This window comes from Actinopolyspora lacussalsi (assembly GCA_030803735.1).
In the GTDB taxonomy this organism is placed as follows: Bacteria; Actinomycetota; Actinomycetes; order Mycobacteriales; family Pseudonocardiaceae; genus Actinopolyspora; species Actinopolyspora lacussalsi.
Map to the genome: position 1 here is coordinate 4,712,695 of JAURUC010000001.1, position 16,391 is coordinate 4,729,085.

Sequence of the window (16,391 nt, forward strand, 5' to 3'; positions counted from 1 at the left end):
CGGCTACTCCACCGTCCAATCCAGGATGATCTTGCCGCACTGGCCCTGTCGGGCAGTGTCGAAGGCTTTCTGATAGTCGGCGCTGGCGAACCGGTGTGTGATCACCGGGCTCAGGTCCAGCCCCGATTCCAGCAGAACCGACATCGAGTACCAGGTCTCGAACATCTCCCTGCCGTAGATTCCCTTGATGGTCAGCATCTTCAGCACCACGGAGCTCCAGTCGATCCCGAAGCCCTCGGAGGGCAGGCCGAGCATGGCGATGTGACCACCGTGGGCCATGTTCGCGATCATGTCGCGCAGCGCGACGGGTTGCCCGCACATCTCCATGCCGACGTCGAACCCCTCGGTCATGTCCAGCCGTTCCTGCACCTCGGTGAGGTCGTGCTCGGCGATGTTCATGGCGAGGTCGACGCCGATCCGCCGCGCCAGGTCCAACCGGTACTCGCTGGCGTCGGTGATCACGATGTGCCGGGCGCCCGCGTGCCGGGCCACGCTCGCGGCCATCAGCCCGATGGGGCCCGCACCGGTGATGAGCACGTCCTCGCCCACCACGGGAAAGCTCAGCGCCGTGTGTACGGCGTTGCCGAACGGGTCGAAGATCGCGGCGACGTCGTGGTCGATGTGCTGGTGGTGCACCCAGCAGTTCGATTCGGGCAGCACGGCGTACTCGGCGAACGCACCGTCGTAGTGCACGCCCAGCCCCTTGGTGTTGGGGCACAGATGGCGCCTTCCCGCCAGGCAGTTGCGGCACCGGCCGCACACCACGTGCCCCTCACCGCTGACCAGGTCACCGACCGCCACCTGGCGCACACCGGCCCCGATCTCGACGACCTCGCCCACGAACTCGTGGCCCGCGACCAGCGGCGGGGTGATGTTCTCGGCGGCCCAGTCGTCCCAGCCGTCGATGTGCAGGTCGGTTCCGCAAATGCCGGTGCGCAGCACCCTGAGGACCACGTCCCGCGCGCCCGGCTTCGGGTCGGGGACCTCGGTCATTTCGAGTCCCGGCCCGGCGGTGGGTTTCACCAGTGCTCGCACTGTTCCTCCAATTCCGCTGGCGATCCGGCGGGGCTGTTGGCCCGTGGTTTGCCGCGGTCTGCCGCCGAAGCGCCGGTGAGCGCATCGGGATCGCCGAGCCGGATTGTCTCCCCGTGGTTGGCGGCGGTCCAGCAGGACTTTCCGCACAGGCTGATAAGCGAGGCTGCACAGCGCGGTTCTGGAGCGGGGCGGGATCAGCTCTCCACGGCCTCGCTGACCTCTTCCTCCTCCGAATCGGCTTCGTCGCCCTCGTCCCTGGCGAGGAAGGTGGCCAGCCGGTCCACCGCGTCCTCGAACTCCGGGTTCGTGTCGACGAAGGCGCGCATCCGGTCGGCGAGCCAGGTCAGGTTCACCCGCTCGTCGCCGCGCTGTTCCTCCAGCTCCTCGAGACCACGATCGGTGAAATACACGTCGTCTCTCCTAACCGCTTCGCGTTCCCGATTTCGGGGTTCTCCGGCAGCGTAGGCAACCCGAGGTGGTTCGGCCCCACGGGGCACTCGGGGGTCGTACGGATTCCGCCGGAAGGGGGAAGGCCCACCCGCCGCGAGAGTGAGCGGCCCTGCCGGTGTGCGGTACCGGTAACGAGAACGGGCCGCCGACCGGAACGAGTGCCCGGCATATCGCCTCGGAGTCCGTGCTATCAAACCTTTCTTTTTTGCTATCATAACTGCATGCGGCAGCTGATAACGCGGATAGACGACGAGCTGCACGGGCAGCTGAAAGCGAAAGCGGCCAGCGAGAACCGCAGTATGAACGATCTGGTCACGGAGGCGCTCTCGCAAGTCGTGGACGGGCCGGCCGGCCATCGGACGGTACGCCGGCGGGCTCGTGCTTCCGGCCTGCTGGCGGAAGTTCAGCCGCCCGAGAACGTGTTGAGCCTGGACGAACTGGAAGCGGCGACCCGGGGGCTCGGTCGTAGCGCAAGCGAGGCGCTGGAAGCCGATCGGGGGGATTGGTGACCCTGCTGTACGCCGATACCAGCAGTCTTATACGTGCCTACCTCGCCGACGAGGCCGAGCACGCCGAATTCCGTGAACTGCTGCTGGAAGGCGAGCTCCCCGTGGTCACCAGCGAGTTGACCAGGGTCGAATTCGCTTCCGCCGTCTCCGCCGCACAGCGCGGCAACCGTGTCGAGATCTCCTCGCACGTGATCAACCGTTTCGATTGGGACTGCGGTGAGGAGGGAGTCATAACCCCGCTGCGGTTGAATCCGGGGCTGCTGTTGCCCAGGGCCAAGGAACTGGTGATCGGCTACGCGATCCGCACGCTGGATGCGATACATCTCGCGGCGGCTCTCGAACAGGCCGCTCCGCTGGCCGCGGGCGACGATCTCGTGATCGTCACGCGCGACACCAGGCAGGCCGCTGTCGCGACCGAGAAGGGACTCTTCGTCCGCTGAACATCACTGCTCCTTCCACAGGTCCGTGGCTGCGGACTTCGCTCGTTCGCGCGAACGGAGAACGGGCCGCCGATCCGCGTACGAATCGACGGCCCGCTCGAACGAATCCGTTCCGGAATCAGCCCGGGTAGTTCGGCGCGGAGCCGAACCACCGCTCATGCAGCCGAACCATCCGCGCGCTCGGCACTGCTGTTTGTTCCCCACCTGTGCAGTCGACACCGCAGCGGGTTCTCCCGTGCGGCTCTCGCGAGGAAGGCCCGACGTTGTGTAGTAACTACCCGATGTCGGGCCTCCCCGCAGCGAGAGCCGTGCGAGAGGTTCCGCCAAGCGACCAGCCGAGAAATCCGACCGGGAACGCCCGGTCAGTCGGCGAAGGCGTTGGTGATGACCTCTGCCTGCTCCACGTCGTGCACCTTCTTCAACCCGGTGGCCGGTGCGGCCATCGGACGGCGCCCGACGACCTTGAGCTTGCTCGCGAACTCGGGTCCGAACTCGCGCGGCAGCGCCAGCCCGAGGAACGGCCAGGCACCCTGGTTGCGCGGCTCCTCCTGGGTCCAGCGGATCTCCTCGACGTTGGGGTAGCGCTCCAGCAGCCTGCCGAGCTTGCGGTGCGGCAGCGGGTAGAGCTGCTCCAGCCGGACCACGGCCGTGTCCTTCGCCTCCCGCTTGGCCTGCTCGGCCGCCAGCTCGTAGTACAGCTTGCCGGTGCACAGCACGAGCTTGCGAACCCCGGACGGGTCCGGCTCGCTCGGGTCGTCGATCACCGAGGCGAACTTGCCGTTGGTGAAGTGCTCGATCGGGCTGGTGGCCTCCTTGAGCCGCAGCATCGACTTCGGCGTGAAGACCACCAGCGGCCGGTCGATGCCGTCCATCGCGTGCCTGCGCAGCAGGTGGAAGTAGTTCGCGGGTGTGGAGGGCATCGCCACCGTCATCGATCCCTCGGCGCACAGCTGCAACCACCGCTCGATGCGGGCCGAGCTGTGGTCCGGACCCTGACCCTCGTGGCCGTGCGGCAGCAGCATCACCACGTCGGAGCGCTGGCCCCACTTGGCCTCGCCGGAGGAGATGAACTCGTCGATGATCGACTGGGCGCCGTTGAAGAAGTCACCGAACTGCGCCTCCCACAGCACCATGGCGTCCTGGTGCGCCACCGAGTAGCCGTACTCGAAGCCCACCGCCGCGAACTCGGACAGCGCCGAGTCGTAGGTCAGGAACTTGGCCTGCTCGGGGGAGAGGTGCTGCAGCGGGGCGTACTCCGCACCGCTCTTGCGGTCGATGACCACCGCGTGCCGCTGGCCGAACGTCCCGCGCCTGGTGTCCTGCCCGGTCAACCGCACCGGGTAGCCCGAGGTGGTCAGCGACCCCAGCGCCAGCAGCTCGCCGAACGCCCAGTCGATGCCGCCTTCCTTGCCCATCTTGGCGCGCCGTTCCAGCACCGGCTTCACGCGCGAGTGCGGGGTGAAGCCCTCCGGCAGGTCGATCTGCGCGTCGGCGATCCTGCGCAGCTCGTCCTCGGAGATGCCGGTTTCCAGCTTGGCCGGGATCTGCTGCTCCGACTCCACCGAGGGGCTCGGCTCGGGCGGGTGGTTCTCCAGCTCGCGCACCTCGTTGAACACGTGCTCCAGCTGGTTGGCGTAGTCCTTGAGCGCCTTCTCCGCCTCGTCGACGGTGATGTCGCCGCGTCCGATCAGCGACTCGGTGTAGGTCTTGCGGACGCTGCGCATCTTGTCGATCGCGTCGTACATCTCCGGCTGCGTCATCGACGGGTCGTCACCCTCGTTGTGCCCGCGGCGGCGGTAGCACACCATGTCGATGACCACGTCCTTGCCGAAGGTGTTGCGGTACTCCACGGCCAGCTTGGCGACCCAGACGCACGCCTCGGGGTCGTCGCCGTTGACGTGGAACACCGGCGAGCCGGTCATCTTCGCCACGTCGGTGGAGTACTTGCTCGACCGTCCCGACTCGGGGGTGGTGGTGTAGCCGACCTGGTTGTTGATGATGACGTGCACGGTGCCGCCGGTGCGGTAGCCGCGCAGCTGCGAGAGGTTCAGCGTCTCGGCGACCACGCCCTGTCCGGCGAACGCGGCGTCGCCGTGCAGCAGCACCGGCAGCACGGTGAAGCCCTCCTGGCCCTTGTCCAGGATGTCCTGCTTGGCGCGGACGATGCCCTCGAGTACCGGGTCCACCGCCTCCAGGTGCGAGGGATTGGAGGTCAGCGACACCTTGGTCTCGCCGTCGCCGAACATGCGGAAGTACTTGCCCTCGGCACCGAGGTGGTACTTCACGTCGCCGGAGCCGTGCGCCTGGCCCGGGTCGAGGTTGCCCTCGAACTCCTGGAAGATCTGCGCGATCGGCTTGCCGACGATGTTGGCCAGCACGTTGAGCCTGCCGCGGTGCGGCATGCCGATGACGACCTCGTCCAGCTCGGAGGTCGCCGAGGAGTCCAGCACCGCGTCCAGCAGCGGGACCACCGTCTCGGCACCCTCCAGCGAGAACCGCTTCTGGCCGACGTACTTGGTCTGCAGGAAGGTCTCGAACGCCTCGGCGGCGTTGAGCTTGGACAGGATGTACTTCTGCTCGGACTGGACCGGCTTCTCGTGCGGCTTCTCGACCCGGTGCTGCAGCCACTCGCGCTCGTCCGGCTCGAGGATGTGCATGTACTCCACGCCGACCGTGCGGCAGTAGGAGTCCCGCAGCACCCCGAGCACGTCGCGCAGCGACATGTGCTCCTGGCCCGCGAAGCCGCCGACCGGGAACTCCCGGTCCAGGTCCCACAGCGTGAGGCTGTGCGAGAGGACGTCGAGGTCCTCGTGGCGCCGCTGCCGGTAGTTCAGCGGGTCGATGTCGGCCATGAGGTGACCGCGGGTGCGGTAGGCGTCGATGAGCTCCAGCACCCGGGCGGTCTTGTCGACCGCGCCTTCCGGGATGTCGGTCGACCAGCGGACCGGCTCGTAGGGGATGCGCAGCGAGGAGAAGATGTCGTCGAAGAAGTTGTCCTCGCCCAGCAGCAGCTGGTGCACCTTGCGCAGGAACTCGCCGGACTCCGCGCCCTGGATGACCCGGTGGTCGTAGGTGGAGGTCAGCGTGACGATCTTGCTGACGCCCATCTCGGTCAGGGCCTTCTCACTGGCCCCCTGGAACTCGGCCGGGTACTCCATGGCGCCGACGCCGATGATGGCGCTCTGGCCCTGGGTGAGCCGCGGCACCGAGTGGTTCGTCCCGCTGGGGCCGGGGTTGGTCAGCGAGATCGTGGTGCCGGCGAAGTCCTCGGCGGTGAGCGCGTTGTTGCGCGCCTTGCGGATGATGTCCTCGTACGCCTGCCAGAACTGGTAGAAGTTCATGTTCTCGCAGGCCTTGATGGAGGCAACCACCAGATTGCGGGAGCCGTCCTTGCCGGGCAGGTCGATGGCCAGCCCGAGATTGACGTGCTCCGGCGTCACCACGGCGGGCTTGCCCTTGGCGTCCTCGCCGTAGTGGCGGTTCATGCCGGGGAAGTCCCGCAGCGCCCGAACGAGGGCGTACCCGATCAGGTGGGTGAACGAGATCTTGCCGCCCTTGTTCCGCTTCAGGTGATTGTTGATCACGATGCGGTTGTCGAACAGCAGCTTGGCCGGGACCGCGCGGACGCTGGTGGCGGTCGGCACGGTCAGCGACTGCTCCATGTTCTTGGCGATCGCCGCGGCCGGCCCGCGCAGCGTCTTGGTCTCCTCGCCGCCGGACTCCTCCTTCACGGGAGCGGCCTTGGCTGCCTCCTGCGGGGAGGGCTTGGCGGACTGCTGCGCCCCGGACGGTTGTGAAGTGGCCGAACGGCCGCCTCCGTCCTGCTGCGTTCCCGCCTGTCCGGAGGTGGTGCGCTGCTGGGCTCCGTTCGCACCCTGCCGGGTGGCGGTCTGCTGCGCGTCGCTCGCCGGTGGAGTCGTGGTGGTCGTACGGGCACCGTCGTCGTGCACCTGACCATTTTGCTCACCGGACTTGGTGGCGGTCGCGGTCTTCTGGCCTGTTGTTGCGCCTGTCGCCGCAGCGGCGGACTCGGTTGCCGAGTGCCCCGCGGGACGGTAGTCCGCGAAGAACTCGTGCCAGGCGGAGTCTACCGATGAGGGGTCGTTGAGGTACTGCTCATACATTTCCTCGATCAACCACTCGTTGGGGCCGAACTGTGACGCAGGGCTGCTGCTGGACACGGCTGGCGTTCGCCTCGATCCATCTGCTCGTGGTTTTTCAACGCTCGCAACCCAGGCTAACGCTTCCGGGGCGTTCGGTTGGGTCTGTCCCGTGCACTCCGGTCGGGTTCCGGCCGTTCCGAATCGATCAGGTTGTTGCCGCGGCTGCTTTTCCGGCGCGTTTTCCGGCGGACGAGATCCACGGTTTCCGGTAGTATGTGGGGTTTTGGTTTTTGTGATCTTGCTTTCCCGAAGGTCCGCGATGTCGAAACGGAACCCGAATGTGAGGTTTCACGCAAAAGTGAACAATCCCGTATCCTGAGCCGAATGAACCACATCACGGGAAACTGTGCGAGCCCAGAGCAATGTGGCCCACACCGTTGTCAGCCAGGTGCCAACTCGGCGTTACTCCGAGTCGCCGGAGGCTGCTCCGAGTGGCGTGCGGATGTGGTGCGAGCGCGGCCGGTACCGACCCGGTGAACGTCGAAGCCGGGACCTCGGCCGCATCCTCGCGAAGTCCCTGCGGCCGTGAACACTTCCTGCGGCCGCGGACAGTCCCTCCGGCGTGGATCCCCCCGCCTCAGCGGTTGGCCGGAGCCGACTCCTCGCGCCCGGCCCCGAGCTCTTCCCCCGCGCCGGGCACAGCCACGTCCGCGTCGTCGGCGGAACCGCCGTTGGCCCAGAGCCGCGCGTAGACCCCGCCCGCGGCCAGCAGCTCCCCGTGCCCGCCCTGCTCGACGATGCTGCCGCCGCCCAGCACCACGATCCGGTCCGCACGGGCGGCCGTGGCCAGCCGGTGCGCCACCACGAACGTCGTCCGGTTCCGGGCCAGCTCGGCGTGTGCCGCGGCCACCATCGCCTCGGTCGCCGGATCCAGCGCGGCCGTTGCCTCGTCCAGCAGCAGGATGTCCGGGTCCACCAGCTCCGCGCGGGCCAGCGCCACCAGCTGCCGCTGCCCGGCCGACAGCGACTTGCCGCCCTCGCCGGTCTGCTGCCGGAAACCGTCCGGCAGCGCCGCGATACCCGGCAGCGCCCCCACCCGGCGCGCGGCCCGCTCGATCTCGGCCGGACCGGCGCCCGGGCTGCCGTAGGCGATGTTGTCCGCCACGTCACCCGCGAACAGGTGCCCCTCCTGCGGCACCACGGCCAGGTGGGAGTGGTACTCGGCCAGCGGGTAGTCACGCACGTCCACCCCGTCCACCAGCACGCAGCCGCCCGAGACGTCGTAGAACCGCGCCAGCAGCTTGACCAGGGTCGACTTGCCCGCGCCCGTGGCGCCCACCAGGGCGACCGTCTCACCCGGATCGACGCGCAGCGACACCTCGGACAGCGCGGGATCCTCAGTGGCCGGATAGCTGAACGACACCGAGCGCAGCTCCACCTCCCCGTCGAGTTCGCTCGGCACCGTGGCCGGTCGCTCGGTCTCCGGCACCGAGGTGCGGGTACGCAGCAGCTCCCCGATCCGGCGCAGCCCGACTCTGGCCTGCTGGTAGGCGTCGAACACGCCGGAGAGCTGCTGCACCGGGCTGAAGAACAACCCCAGGTACAGCAGGAACGCCGCCAGCACGCCCGCGGTCAGCTCCCCCTGGGCCACCCGCAGCGCGCCGACGCCGAGCACCACCGCCTGCGCCACTTCGGACAGCAGCGACACGAACGGGAAGTAGGTCGCGATGTAGCGCTGCGCCCGCAGCCGGGAACGCCGGTAGGCGTCGCTGCGCGCCGCGAACTTCTCGGCAGCCAGCCGCTCCCTGCGGTTGGCCTGCGACACGCGCAACCCGGAGACGTTCTCCTGCATCTCGGCGTTGACGGTGCTGACCCGTTCCCTGGCCTCGGCGTAGGCGCTCGACGAGACCCTGCGGAAGATCATCGTCGCCACCACCAGCAGCGGTGTCACCGACAGCGCCACCAGCGCCAGCGAGAGATCGGTGATCAGCAGTGCCACCGCCACGCCGATGATGGTGGACACGCTGACCACCGCCGTGGCCAACCCCGTCTGCAGGAACGAGGACAGCGCGTCCACATCGGTGGTCATCCGGGTCATGATCCGGCCCGCGCGTTCGCGCTCGTAGTAGTCCAGCCCCAGCCGCTGCAGCTGGGCGAAGCTGCGCAGCCGCAGCAGGTACAGCAGCGTCTCGCCCGTGCGCGCGGCGATCACCGTCTGCCAGCGCATGGTCACCCAGCCGATCAGCACCATGCCCGCGCCCACCGCCGTGGCGGTGAACAGCGCGTCGGGATCGCCGGCTCCCACTCCGCCGTCCACACCCCAGCGGATCAGCGACGGCATGCTCACCGACACGGCCGCGGTGGCCGCGACCAGCAGCACCGTCAGCGCCACGCCCCACCGGATCGGGTGGAACAGCTTCGCCAGTCGGAAGCCCGGGTCCGGTGCGGTGGGATCGGTGCCGTTGAGCTCGGGTTTGTCCTCGGCGGGCGGTAACCGGTCGATCGCGGTGGTCAGCTCATCGCTCGGTGGGGTGGCGGCCACGGTCGAGCTTCGCGGGCGCCCCGCACCCGTGCTCGGGGATCCGGCAGCCGGTTTAGCCGCGCCCGCGCTCCGGCTCACCGCCCCCACGGCCGCGAACGAGCTCTCGGTGCTCGTCGCGGTCCCGCTCCAGTAGCCGTGCCGCTGTCCGCGCTCCTCTCCCGGCCACAGCTCCGGAGTGGGTTCCTCGCCGGGTTCGCAAACCGGGTGCCTGGGGTGCTCGGCCACCCCGGAGGTGTCCGGCAGCAGTTCGCGGAACAGCTCGGAGCGCCGCTCCAGCTCCCGCTGCGTGCCGATGTCGACGACCTCGCCCTCGTCCAGCAGCGCGACCCGGTCCGCGAGGGCGAGCGTGGACCGGCGGTGCGCCACCAGCAGCGTGGTTCGCTCCGCGGTCACCGAACTCAGCGTGGCGTGGATCGCTGCCTCGGTGCTCGGGTCCACCGCCGAGGTCGCGTCGTCCAGCACCAGGATCCTGGGATCGGTCAGCAGCGCGCGGGCCAGCGCGATCCGCTGCCGTTGGCCGCCCGACAGGGTCAGGCCGCGTTCGCCCACCAGCGTGTCGTAGCCCTGCGAGAGCTCGGTGATGAACTCGTGGGCCTCGGCCGCCCGGGCGGCGGCGATGATCTCCTCCTCGGAGGCGTTCGGGTGCCCGTAGGAGATGTTGCCGCGCACGGTGTCGGAGAACAGGAACGCCTCCTCGAACACCACCCCCACGGCCGAACGCAGCGAGTCCAGCCGCACACCCCGGATGTCCAGGGCACCGTCCCCGTCGGCCCCCTCGTCACCACCGTCGGGGCCGATCCGGACGCTGCCGGAGTGCACGTCGTAGAACCGGGGTAACAGCAGCGAGATCGTGGACTTGCCCGAGCCCGCCGAACCCACCAGTGCCAGCGTCTCGCCGGAACGCACCTCCAGGGAGGTGCCCCGCAGCACCGGCTGCTCGCCGCCGTAGCCGAACCGCACGTCGTCCAGCTCCACCCGCAGCGGCCCCTCGGGCAGGCCCACCGCGTCCGGCGCGTCGGTGACCTCCGGCTGCGAGTCGATCACGTCGTGGAGTCGTTCCAGCCCCGCGCGGGCGTGCTGGGCCTGGATCAGCACGTTTGACAGCATTCGCGCCGGTGCGGCGAGCATGGTCAGATAGCTCGCGAAGGCGATGAACGTGCCCACGCTGACCTGGCCCCGCAGCGCGAGCCAACCGCCCAGCCCCAGCACGCAGACCTGGCCCGCCAGCGGCAGCGCCGTGAGGTGCGCGGTCGGCGGGGCCGTGACCCGTGCCGCCCGCATCCGTTCGGCGAACAGCCTGCGGGCGCGGCCGATCATGCCGCTGACCTCCCGGGACTCCTGCCCGAAGCCCTTGACCACGCGGACACCGCTGATCGTCTCCTCGACCTGCTCGGCCACGTCGGCGGCGCGCTGCTGCGCGCTCCAGGTCGCCGGGAACAGCTTCTTGCGGCTGCGGGCGGTGACCACCCCGATCAGCGGTCCCACGACCAGCGCGATCACGGTCAGCAGCGGGGACAGCCACACCATCGCCGCCAGCGAGAACACCGCCAGCATCAGCGTGCCCGCCGCCATCGGCAGCATGGACAGCAGCCCGTTGACCAGCTGCAGGTCGCTGATCGAGCGCGAGACCACCTGGCCGGTGCGTAGCGAGTCCTGCTTGCCGCCGTCGAGGCGCTGCACCGAGCCGAACACGGCGCGGCGCAGGTCGTGCTGCACGTTCACGGCGAGCTTGCCCGCGGTGTAACGGCGCACGAAGGCGGCGCCGAACCGGAACAGGCCCAGCCCGAGCATCGCCGCGACGATCCAGCCGAGCCCCTCGGTGCTGCCCGCCATAGCGTCGTCCACCGCCACCTTGGTGAACACCGGGACGGCCGCCTCCATCCCGACCGCCGTGACGGCGGCCCCCATGGACAGCAGCACGGCGGCGGGATGCCGCCAGCACGCGGCGCTCAGACGGCGGATCCAGCCGGGTTTGGCACGAGCTTCTCCGGATTCGGGCACCCCGCCAGGTTAGGACCCCACTCCGACGACTCGCTTTCCAGGAACGGGGCTCTCGGAGCGGGATGTGCGGGTGGTCACTCGGGGAACCCCTCGCACGGCTCTCGCCGCGGTGAGGCCCGAGGTGTCCACTCCGCAAGCCCGAGGCTCTGCTCGCCCATCGCGGTACTGGTTATTGGTTTTCCGTGGATGTCGGAGCCGCACTACCGTTCGATGTGGCTAAATAGGTAATTTCTGTTTCGACGGGTCACTCGAGGGGTCCTGCGCCATTGGTAGTTGTTCCAGGAGTACATCGCGTACCCAAGCTCGTCGAGCCAGTCGGTCAGTTCTTCCGGTGTGCTGTCGTATCGATTTAGGTGTCGGGACTCGATTTCGAGCAACAGTGTGGGGCGGAATTGAGTCAAAACTTCTTTCGCGCCAGCCAGGATGGCCGGTTCCCTACCTTCTGCGTCGATCTTCATGAAGTCGATTCGGTCGAGCCCTCGATCATGAGAAACTTGATCGATAGTGCACGAATTTACTGTGATTTCCCTTATTTTTCCCCGTTGTCGATCGGCGGATATGGAAGAACCGTTTTGAATGTGGGCATGTCCGTGAATGGGGAGGCCGAATCGGACCGGGACGGTCATTTTTTCGGTTCTCGGGCGACAGCTGAAGGCATTGCGAGAGGCATGGATTTGCGTGCTTTTCGTGATGAATCTACCTGCTGCGAGTACCGAATATGGTTTTGGCTGTGGTTCAAATGAGTGTACCGCACCGCGAGTTCCGACGAGCTGTGCGAGGGGGAAGCTGTACATCCCGTAAGCTGCTCCGATGTCAAAGCAGGTATCACCTGTACCGACCAGCTGGGTTAGTCCTCGAACTTCTGGCTCGGCCATCGACATACTCGCTGCGCTCCGCAGCGTAGCTGCCAGTGAGGAAAGTCGGCGACCAGGGATGTAGTCGTGCTTCGAGGTAGGCGGTTCCGCGGCGAAAAAATTCGAATCATGATTCATGGTGTTCCTTTCGTGGAGGGTGGTTTATTGTCGCGGCACCCGGAGTCGGACGAAGCTGATGCTGTTCCGGTTTGTGGCGTCCTGCGCTGCGGCAGAAATAATCCCGAAAATGTGTTTTTGCCTGGGTCCTCGTGTTGTTGATCCTGCCCCAGGGGGTCCGGTGGTTCACTCCGGCTGCGTGAGATTATTGATCATTTTTGTTTCTGTTTCGTTCGTGAATCTATTTCCGTTTCTTGTTTGCCGATGACGAGTTGATCATAGGTGTTGATCAGCTAGCTCGGGTCCGAAACGGAAATACGGTCCGGGTGTCGTTGATCACCCCCGAATGGTGGTTGAAGGGGCGTGGTCCTCTTTGCTGGGAAGATTTGGGTGGTTATTACAACTAGTCGCGGACGGTTCGGCGGCAAAATGGTTGTGTTGCTCCAACTTTTTTGCGCGGCTTGTGGACGCTGGATCAGCGGGCGGCTGCCTCCCATGTTCGAGCTGAAGCGGGAGCGGCCACTGAGCCGAGCTCGGTGGGTCGAGGTGAAACCGGCTCCGAATACCACCTGATCCGCGACGGCGGCCGGGGATACCACGCATCAGCCGCGCGGCACCCGTGACACCAACAGCCCGTCCGCTGAGCCGTCGAGTGAAGGGTGAGTGACGGAGCGGCGCAGAGGTGGACAACGTTGTGTGGCTCCCGGACGACCTCGCTGGTCGTCACGGGTGACGGGGGTGCTGTTTCCGAGTGCCGTGCCGTTAGGATCGCTGGTCGCGCGTACTGGGTTCGTGGTTCCCTGGGGTGTCTGGTTCTCGTGCAGTTCGCAGCTGGCCGACCGCTGTCGGCCGCCACAACCGTCCGACCGAGTACAACAGCGGAATTTTCATGTCTGAGGTGTTTTCCTAGCGGCGTTATCGGAGAGTGCCATGAAGTACGTTTGGTTCGGCGTGCTGCTTCTGCTGGGCCAGCTGGTGCCGGAACTGCTGTTCCCACCGGAGGGCGTCACGGTGGAGATCGGCCGCTTCGCGGCCATGGCGGGTACCGCGGTGTTGGCCGCGGTGATTCTTTGCACCTGGGAGCGATGGTCACTGGGGCGCGGCGTCTGGCCGCGTCGAACCCGAGCGTACGAGACCGAGGCGTGATCGGCACTCGATTCCGTCGAGCTCACGGCCTTTTCGAGCGGGCTCTCCCGTACAGCGCCGCGATGCCGCGTCGCCCGCGGGAGCCACTCCGCCCGCGTCCGTGGCAGTGCGTCGCCGCTGAATCAGCGCGTGCTGTTCGAGTAGCTCTCCTGCCGCCGCTCGGTGGGGCGTTGCCCGGCGGTTCGCGATTCGGCGGTTCGCTGGAAGGCGATGGGCTGCGTCGGCAGCTCGACGGGTTGTGTCGGCGGGTCGACCGGCTGCGTCTCGATGGGCTGCGTCAGGGGCTCCGGTGACGAATCCACCGTCCGGTGCTCGCTCCGATCCCCCTTGGCCAGCAGCTTCCCCATCCCCGGGGTCTCCCGCAGTTTCTCGACCGCCCGGGTGGCCGGGTGGACACCGAGCAGCATCACGAGCAGCACCACGCTCGCGCCGACCAGGAAGCCCACCACCACGTCGTGCGGAAAGTGCGCTCCCACGAACACTCGGGAGGCCGCGGTCGAGATCCCGACCAGCAGTGCCGGAACACCGAGCCTGCGCCACGCGAACACGATCGCGACGGCCGTGGCACCCGCGACGGCGGAGTGGTTGCTGGGGAAGGACCAGTCACCGGGCGGATCGCACACCGCTATCGTGTTGATGTCGGACAACAACCGGCACGGTCGTCCGACCTCGAAGAAGCCCTTGATGGTGTCGTTGGTGAGGTAGGCCGCGATCATGCCGAACGGCGCCAGCAGCACGAACGCCATCGCGCGCGCGGGCAGCCCTCGTGCCCGCCACATGCCCCAGGCGAGGACGGCGGCCATGACGAACAGCGAGCCGTCGGTGAACAGGATCGCCAGCAGGTGCACGAAATCCGGCGTCGAGTTCGCGAACTCTATGATGTGGAGGTACCAGTTGGCGCTGACGTCCGGGACGTCCTCGATGCCCGAGACCGCCCGGTTGGTCGGCAACGTGGTCAGCTCGTCCGTCGGGCCCGTTTCGTGCATGCGGTCCTCGTCAGGGGTCGTGTCTCACGAGATCATCGGACTCCCTCGGGGAGCGGCGAGCGCTCCACTGCGGGAGGCGGAGATCCCGACTCGGTTCGGGTGGTCGTCCTGCGGTGGGGAATCCGGCACGTGCGCGACGAACACCCGCTTCGGCGAGAGCTGTTCACGCTCGGTACCGCCAAGGTTTCTCCACTGTTTACCACGAGGACACCCGTCGTTCCCGACGAGACCTTTCGCCTCCGGCGGGTCCGAGTCCCCGGACGATCCCGGAGTCGAGCGGATCGTGACCGGCCGCCGCGCGGGTAAACCGAGCCGGATTCGCGGCCCGGCGATCCGTTCCGGGCCGCGCGGTGCGGCCTCCCGGCCGTGGTCACTCGGCTCGGTGCGAGCTGCGGCGCGGCGTTGTGGCGTGGGCGGCGCAACCCGCTGCCGAGTCGCGGGTCCCGGCGCAGCCACACCGGTGCGCGCGGGACCGGTGTGCTTTCCACGTCACGACCGCCGACAGTGCCAGTACCGCCGCGACCGCGGGCAGCCAGGCCGCCAGACCGGCCGCGAGGGCACCACCGAGCAGGCCGGCGGTGATGAGTGCGGGCAGGAGGCAACAGGCCAGGCAGGCCGCTCCGGCCAGCCCGGCCAAACCGACCGATGTCCGGCTCCGACGAGTGGGGTCAGCAGCAGGGTCGGTCATGGTGGTCCTCTTCGGCGATGTCGGCGAACGGCAGCGGGCAGTCCGTGCTGGTGGCGCAGGAGGTCAGATCGTCACAGCCTGCCTCGACCGCTTCGAGCAGCGTGGCGCGGATGGTTCGCAGGTCGGCGATGCGGGCCTCGACCTCGGCGAGCTTTGCCCGGGCACGTTCCCGCAATCCCGGGTCGGAGCGGTCGGCCCGGCGCGATCGTCCCGCTTCGAGCAGGTCGGCTACCTCGTCGAGAGTGAAGCCCAACCGTTGTGCGGCCTTGATGACCCGCAGCGTGGTTACCGCCGCCGGTGGATACAGGCGATGGCCGCCCAGGCTGCGTTCGGGTTGGGCCAGCAGCCCGCGCCGCTCGTAGTAGCGCAGGGTCTGCGGATTCACCCCGGCGGCTTCGGCGACCTGACCACTGCGCAGTCTCGTGGTGCTCATGGGGATCCCTCCGGCGTGGTCGTTGCCGCGTGCCGGGCCAGCCCCTCCAGGACCGGTCGCTGGTCCGCGGGAACCGTGATGTCGAGCCGCAGCTCCTCTTCGCGCTGCTGGAGGACGAAGCTGAACAACGAGCAGCACCGGCTTTCCCGTTCCGCCAGGTCCCGCGCCGTGTCTCGCCAGGCCGGATCCAACACCAGTCGCAGTCGGGTCGGTTCCGGCCTGTGGAAGCTCCGCAGCGCGGCGGTGAACAGCGCATCGAACTCGGCCGCTCGTTCCGGTTGCCGTGACGGCGGCAACTCACACGATGGCGGGACCCACCCGAGCAGCGAGTCACTGCCCTCGGCGCTGTCGGTCTCCGCTCCGTCGTGACGGGTCTCCAGCGCCACGCCGTCCGTGCGGGCCGGAGGCGTGTTGTCTCCGACGCTCGGGCCGCAGCAGGCGCACCCGACGCTCTCGTCGTTCGTCATCGCGCTTCCCCTCCGATTCCAGTGGTACGCCGCCGTGGCGCGTGATGCCGGTCGAGCACGAGCCCCAGCGTGAGGCCGTAGACCAGGTGCGGGAGCAACGTCGCCGCCGCGATGCGCGGTGTCACGGCGATCCCGAACAGACCCCAGGACAGGTATGGCAGCCACACCAGACCCAGCAACCCCCACAGCAGCACGCCGTAGCCGAGCCCGATCCATACCGAAACCCGGCGAACCAACCCGACCAATACCGCCGCGGCCACGGCCCCGTAAGCCAGATGGGCCAGCACCGCCAGTCCCACCAGCACCGGCTGCGGCAGTGCCCCCACGGTCCGGGCCACCAGTGCTACCGGGACGGGGCTCGGCAACGGTGCCACGCCTGTGAGCATGCCGAAGAGCATCACCACGCTCATGAGCACCGTCGCGACCGCACCCCAGCCCGCCCCGGACACCAACCGGCCCGGGACGACTCCCGTCCCACCGGTACGGGCCGGTCCGTCCGAATCCACCGCCATCGTGAGTACCTCTCAACCACGTCGTACGCGCTGCGACAACCTCGTGCCGTCGACGGTAAGCCCGTACCCAGGTACAGGATGCAACCTGCGATTCGGCTGGTCGGTGGT

General features: G+C 67.9%; 13 protein-coding genes. 3 read left to right on the plus strand and 10 right to left on the minus strand.

Going from position 1 to position 16,391, the window contains the following annotated elements:
• Window positions 1-3 precede the first annotated feature (3 nt).
• Window positions 4-1,035, minus strand: coding sequence for an L-threonine 3-dehydrogenase (gene tdh / locus J2S53_RS21030; protein WP_456242431.1), 1,032 nt, complete (start codon window positions 1,033-1,035; stop codon window positions 4-6).
• A gap of 194 nt (window positions 1,036-1,229) precedes the next feature.
• The gene (locus tag J2S53_RS21035; RefSeq protein WP_092976175.1) at window positions 1,230-1,445 is read right to left on the minus strand and encodes a DUF6104 family protein; all 216 of its coding nucleotides are present in this window, start codon (window positions 1,443-1,445) and stop codon (window positions 1,230-1,232) included.
• 261 nt (window positions 1,446-1,706) lie between these two features.
• Here J2S53_RS21035 and J2S53_RS21040 point away from each other — a divergent pair, with 261 nt between their 5' ends.
• A complete protein-coding gene (locus tag J2S53_RS21040) occupies window positions 1,707-1,994 on the plus strand; it encodes a toxin-antitoxin system HicB family antitoxin (protein WP_456242432.1) in 288 nt (95 codons plus the stop codon).
• A complete protein-coding gene (locus J2S53_RS21045) occupies window positions 1,991-2,434 on the plus strand; it encodes a type II toxin-antitoxin system VapC family toxin (RefSeq protein ID WP_456242433.1) in 444 nt (147 codons plus the stop codon). Before J2S53_RS21040 ends, J2S53_RS21045 begins: the two co-directional genes overlap by 4 nt.
• A gap of 362 nt (window positions 2,435-2,796) precedes the next feature.
• Here the strand turns inward: J2S53_RS21045 and J2S53_RS21050 are convergent, their stop codons facing one another.
• The 3 genes from J2S53_RS21050 to J2S53_RS21060 all read right to left on the minus strand — a co-directional run bounded on the left by J2S53_RS21050 (window position 2,797) and on the right by J2S53_RS21060 (window position 12,072).
• Entirely contained in the window at window positions 2,797-6,558 is a 3,762-nt protein-coding gene (locus J2S53_RS21050) for a multifunctional oxoglutarate decarboxylase/oxoglutarate dehydrogenase thiamine pyrophosphate-binding subunit/dihydrolipoyllysine-residue succinyltransferase subunit (RefSeq protein ID WP_456242434.1), read from the minus strand.
• A gap of 616 nt (window positions 6,559-7,174) precedes the next feature.
• On the minus strand, window positions 7,175-11,080 hold the full coding sequence (locus J2S53_RS21055) for an ABC transporter ATP-binding protein (protein ID WP_456242435.1): 3,906 nt from the start codon (window positions 11,078-11,080) through the stop codon (window positions 7,175-7,177).
• A gap of 200 nt (window positions 11,081-11,280) precedes the next feature.
• Window positions 11,281-12,072, minus strand: a complete 792-nt coding sequence (locus J2S53_RS21060; RefSeq protein WP_456242436.1) for an FkbM family methyltransferase — start codon at window positions 12,070-12,072, stop codon at window positions 11,281-11,283.
• 909 nt (window positions 12,073-12,981) lie between these two features.
• On the opposite strand from J2S53_RS21060, the gene J2S53_RS21065 reads away from it, so the two are divergent.
• Window positions 12,982-13,197 (plus strand): hypothetical protein, encoded by a 216-nt coding sequence (locus J2S53_RS21065; RefSeq protein WP_092976156.1) that lies wholly within the window; start codon window positions 12,982-12,984, stop codon window positions 13,195-13,197.
• 122 nt (window positions 13,198-13,319) lie between these two features.
• Here J2S53_RS21065 and J2S53_RS21070 read toward each other — a convergent pair whose 3' ends face one another.
• The 5 genes from J2S53_RS21070 to J2S53_RS21090 form a co-directional block, all read right to left on the minus strand.
• Entirely contained in the window at window positions 13,320-14,183 is an 864-nt protein-coding gene (locus J2S53_RS21070; protein ID WP_092976153.1) for a phosphatase PAP2 family protein, read from the minus strand.
• A 370-nt stretch (window positions 14,184-14,553) separates the two neighbouring features.
• Complete coding sequence (locus J2S53_RS21075) at window positions 14,554-14,871, minus strand: hypothetical protein (RefSeq protein WP_456242437.1); 318 nt, start codon at window positions 14,869-14,871, stop codon at window positions 14,554-14,556.
• Entirely contained in the window at window positions 14,852-15,304 is a 453-nt protein-coding gene (locus J2S53_RS21080; RefSeq protein WP_092976148.1) for a MerR family transcriptional regulator, read from the minus strand. Before J2S53_RS21080 ends, J2S53_RS21075 begins: the two co-directional genes overlap by 20 nt.
• Entirely contained in the window at window positions 15,301-15,771 is a 471-nt protein-coding gene (locus J2S53_RS21085; RefSeq protein WP_456242438.1) for a hypothetical protein, read from the minus strand. Before J2S53_RS21085 ends, J2S53_RS21080 begins: the two co-directional genes overlap by 4 nt.
• Window positions 15,768-16,283 (minus strand): DUF6789 family protein, encoded by a 516-nt coding sequence (locus J2S53_RS21090; RefSeq protein WP_092976145.1) that lies wholly within the window; start codon window positions 16,281-16,283, stop codon window positions 15,768-15,770. The genes J2S53_RS21085 and J2S53_RS21090 overlap by 4 nt, the downstream gene beginning before the upstream one ends.
• Window positions 16,284-16,391: the final 108 nt, after the last annotated feature.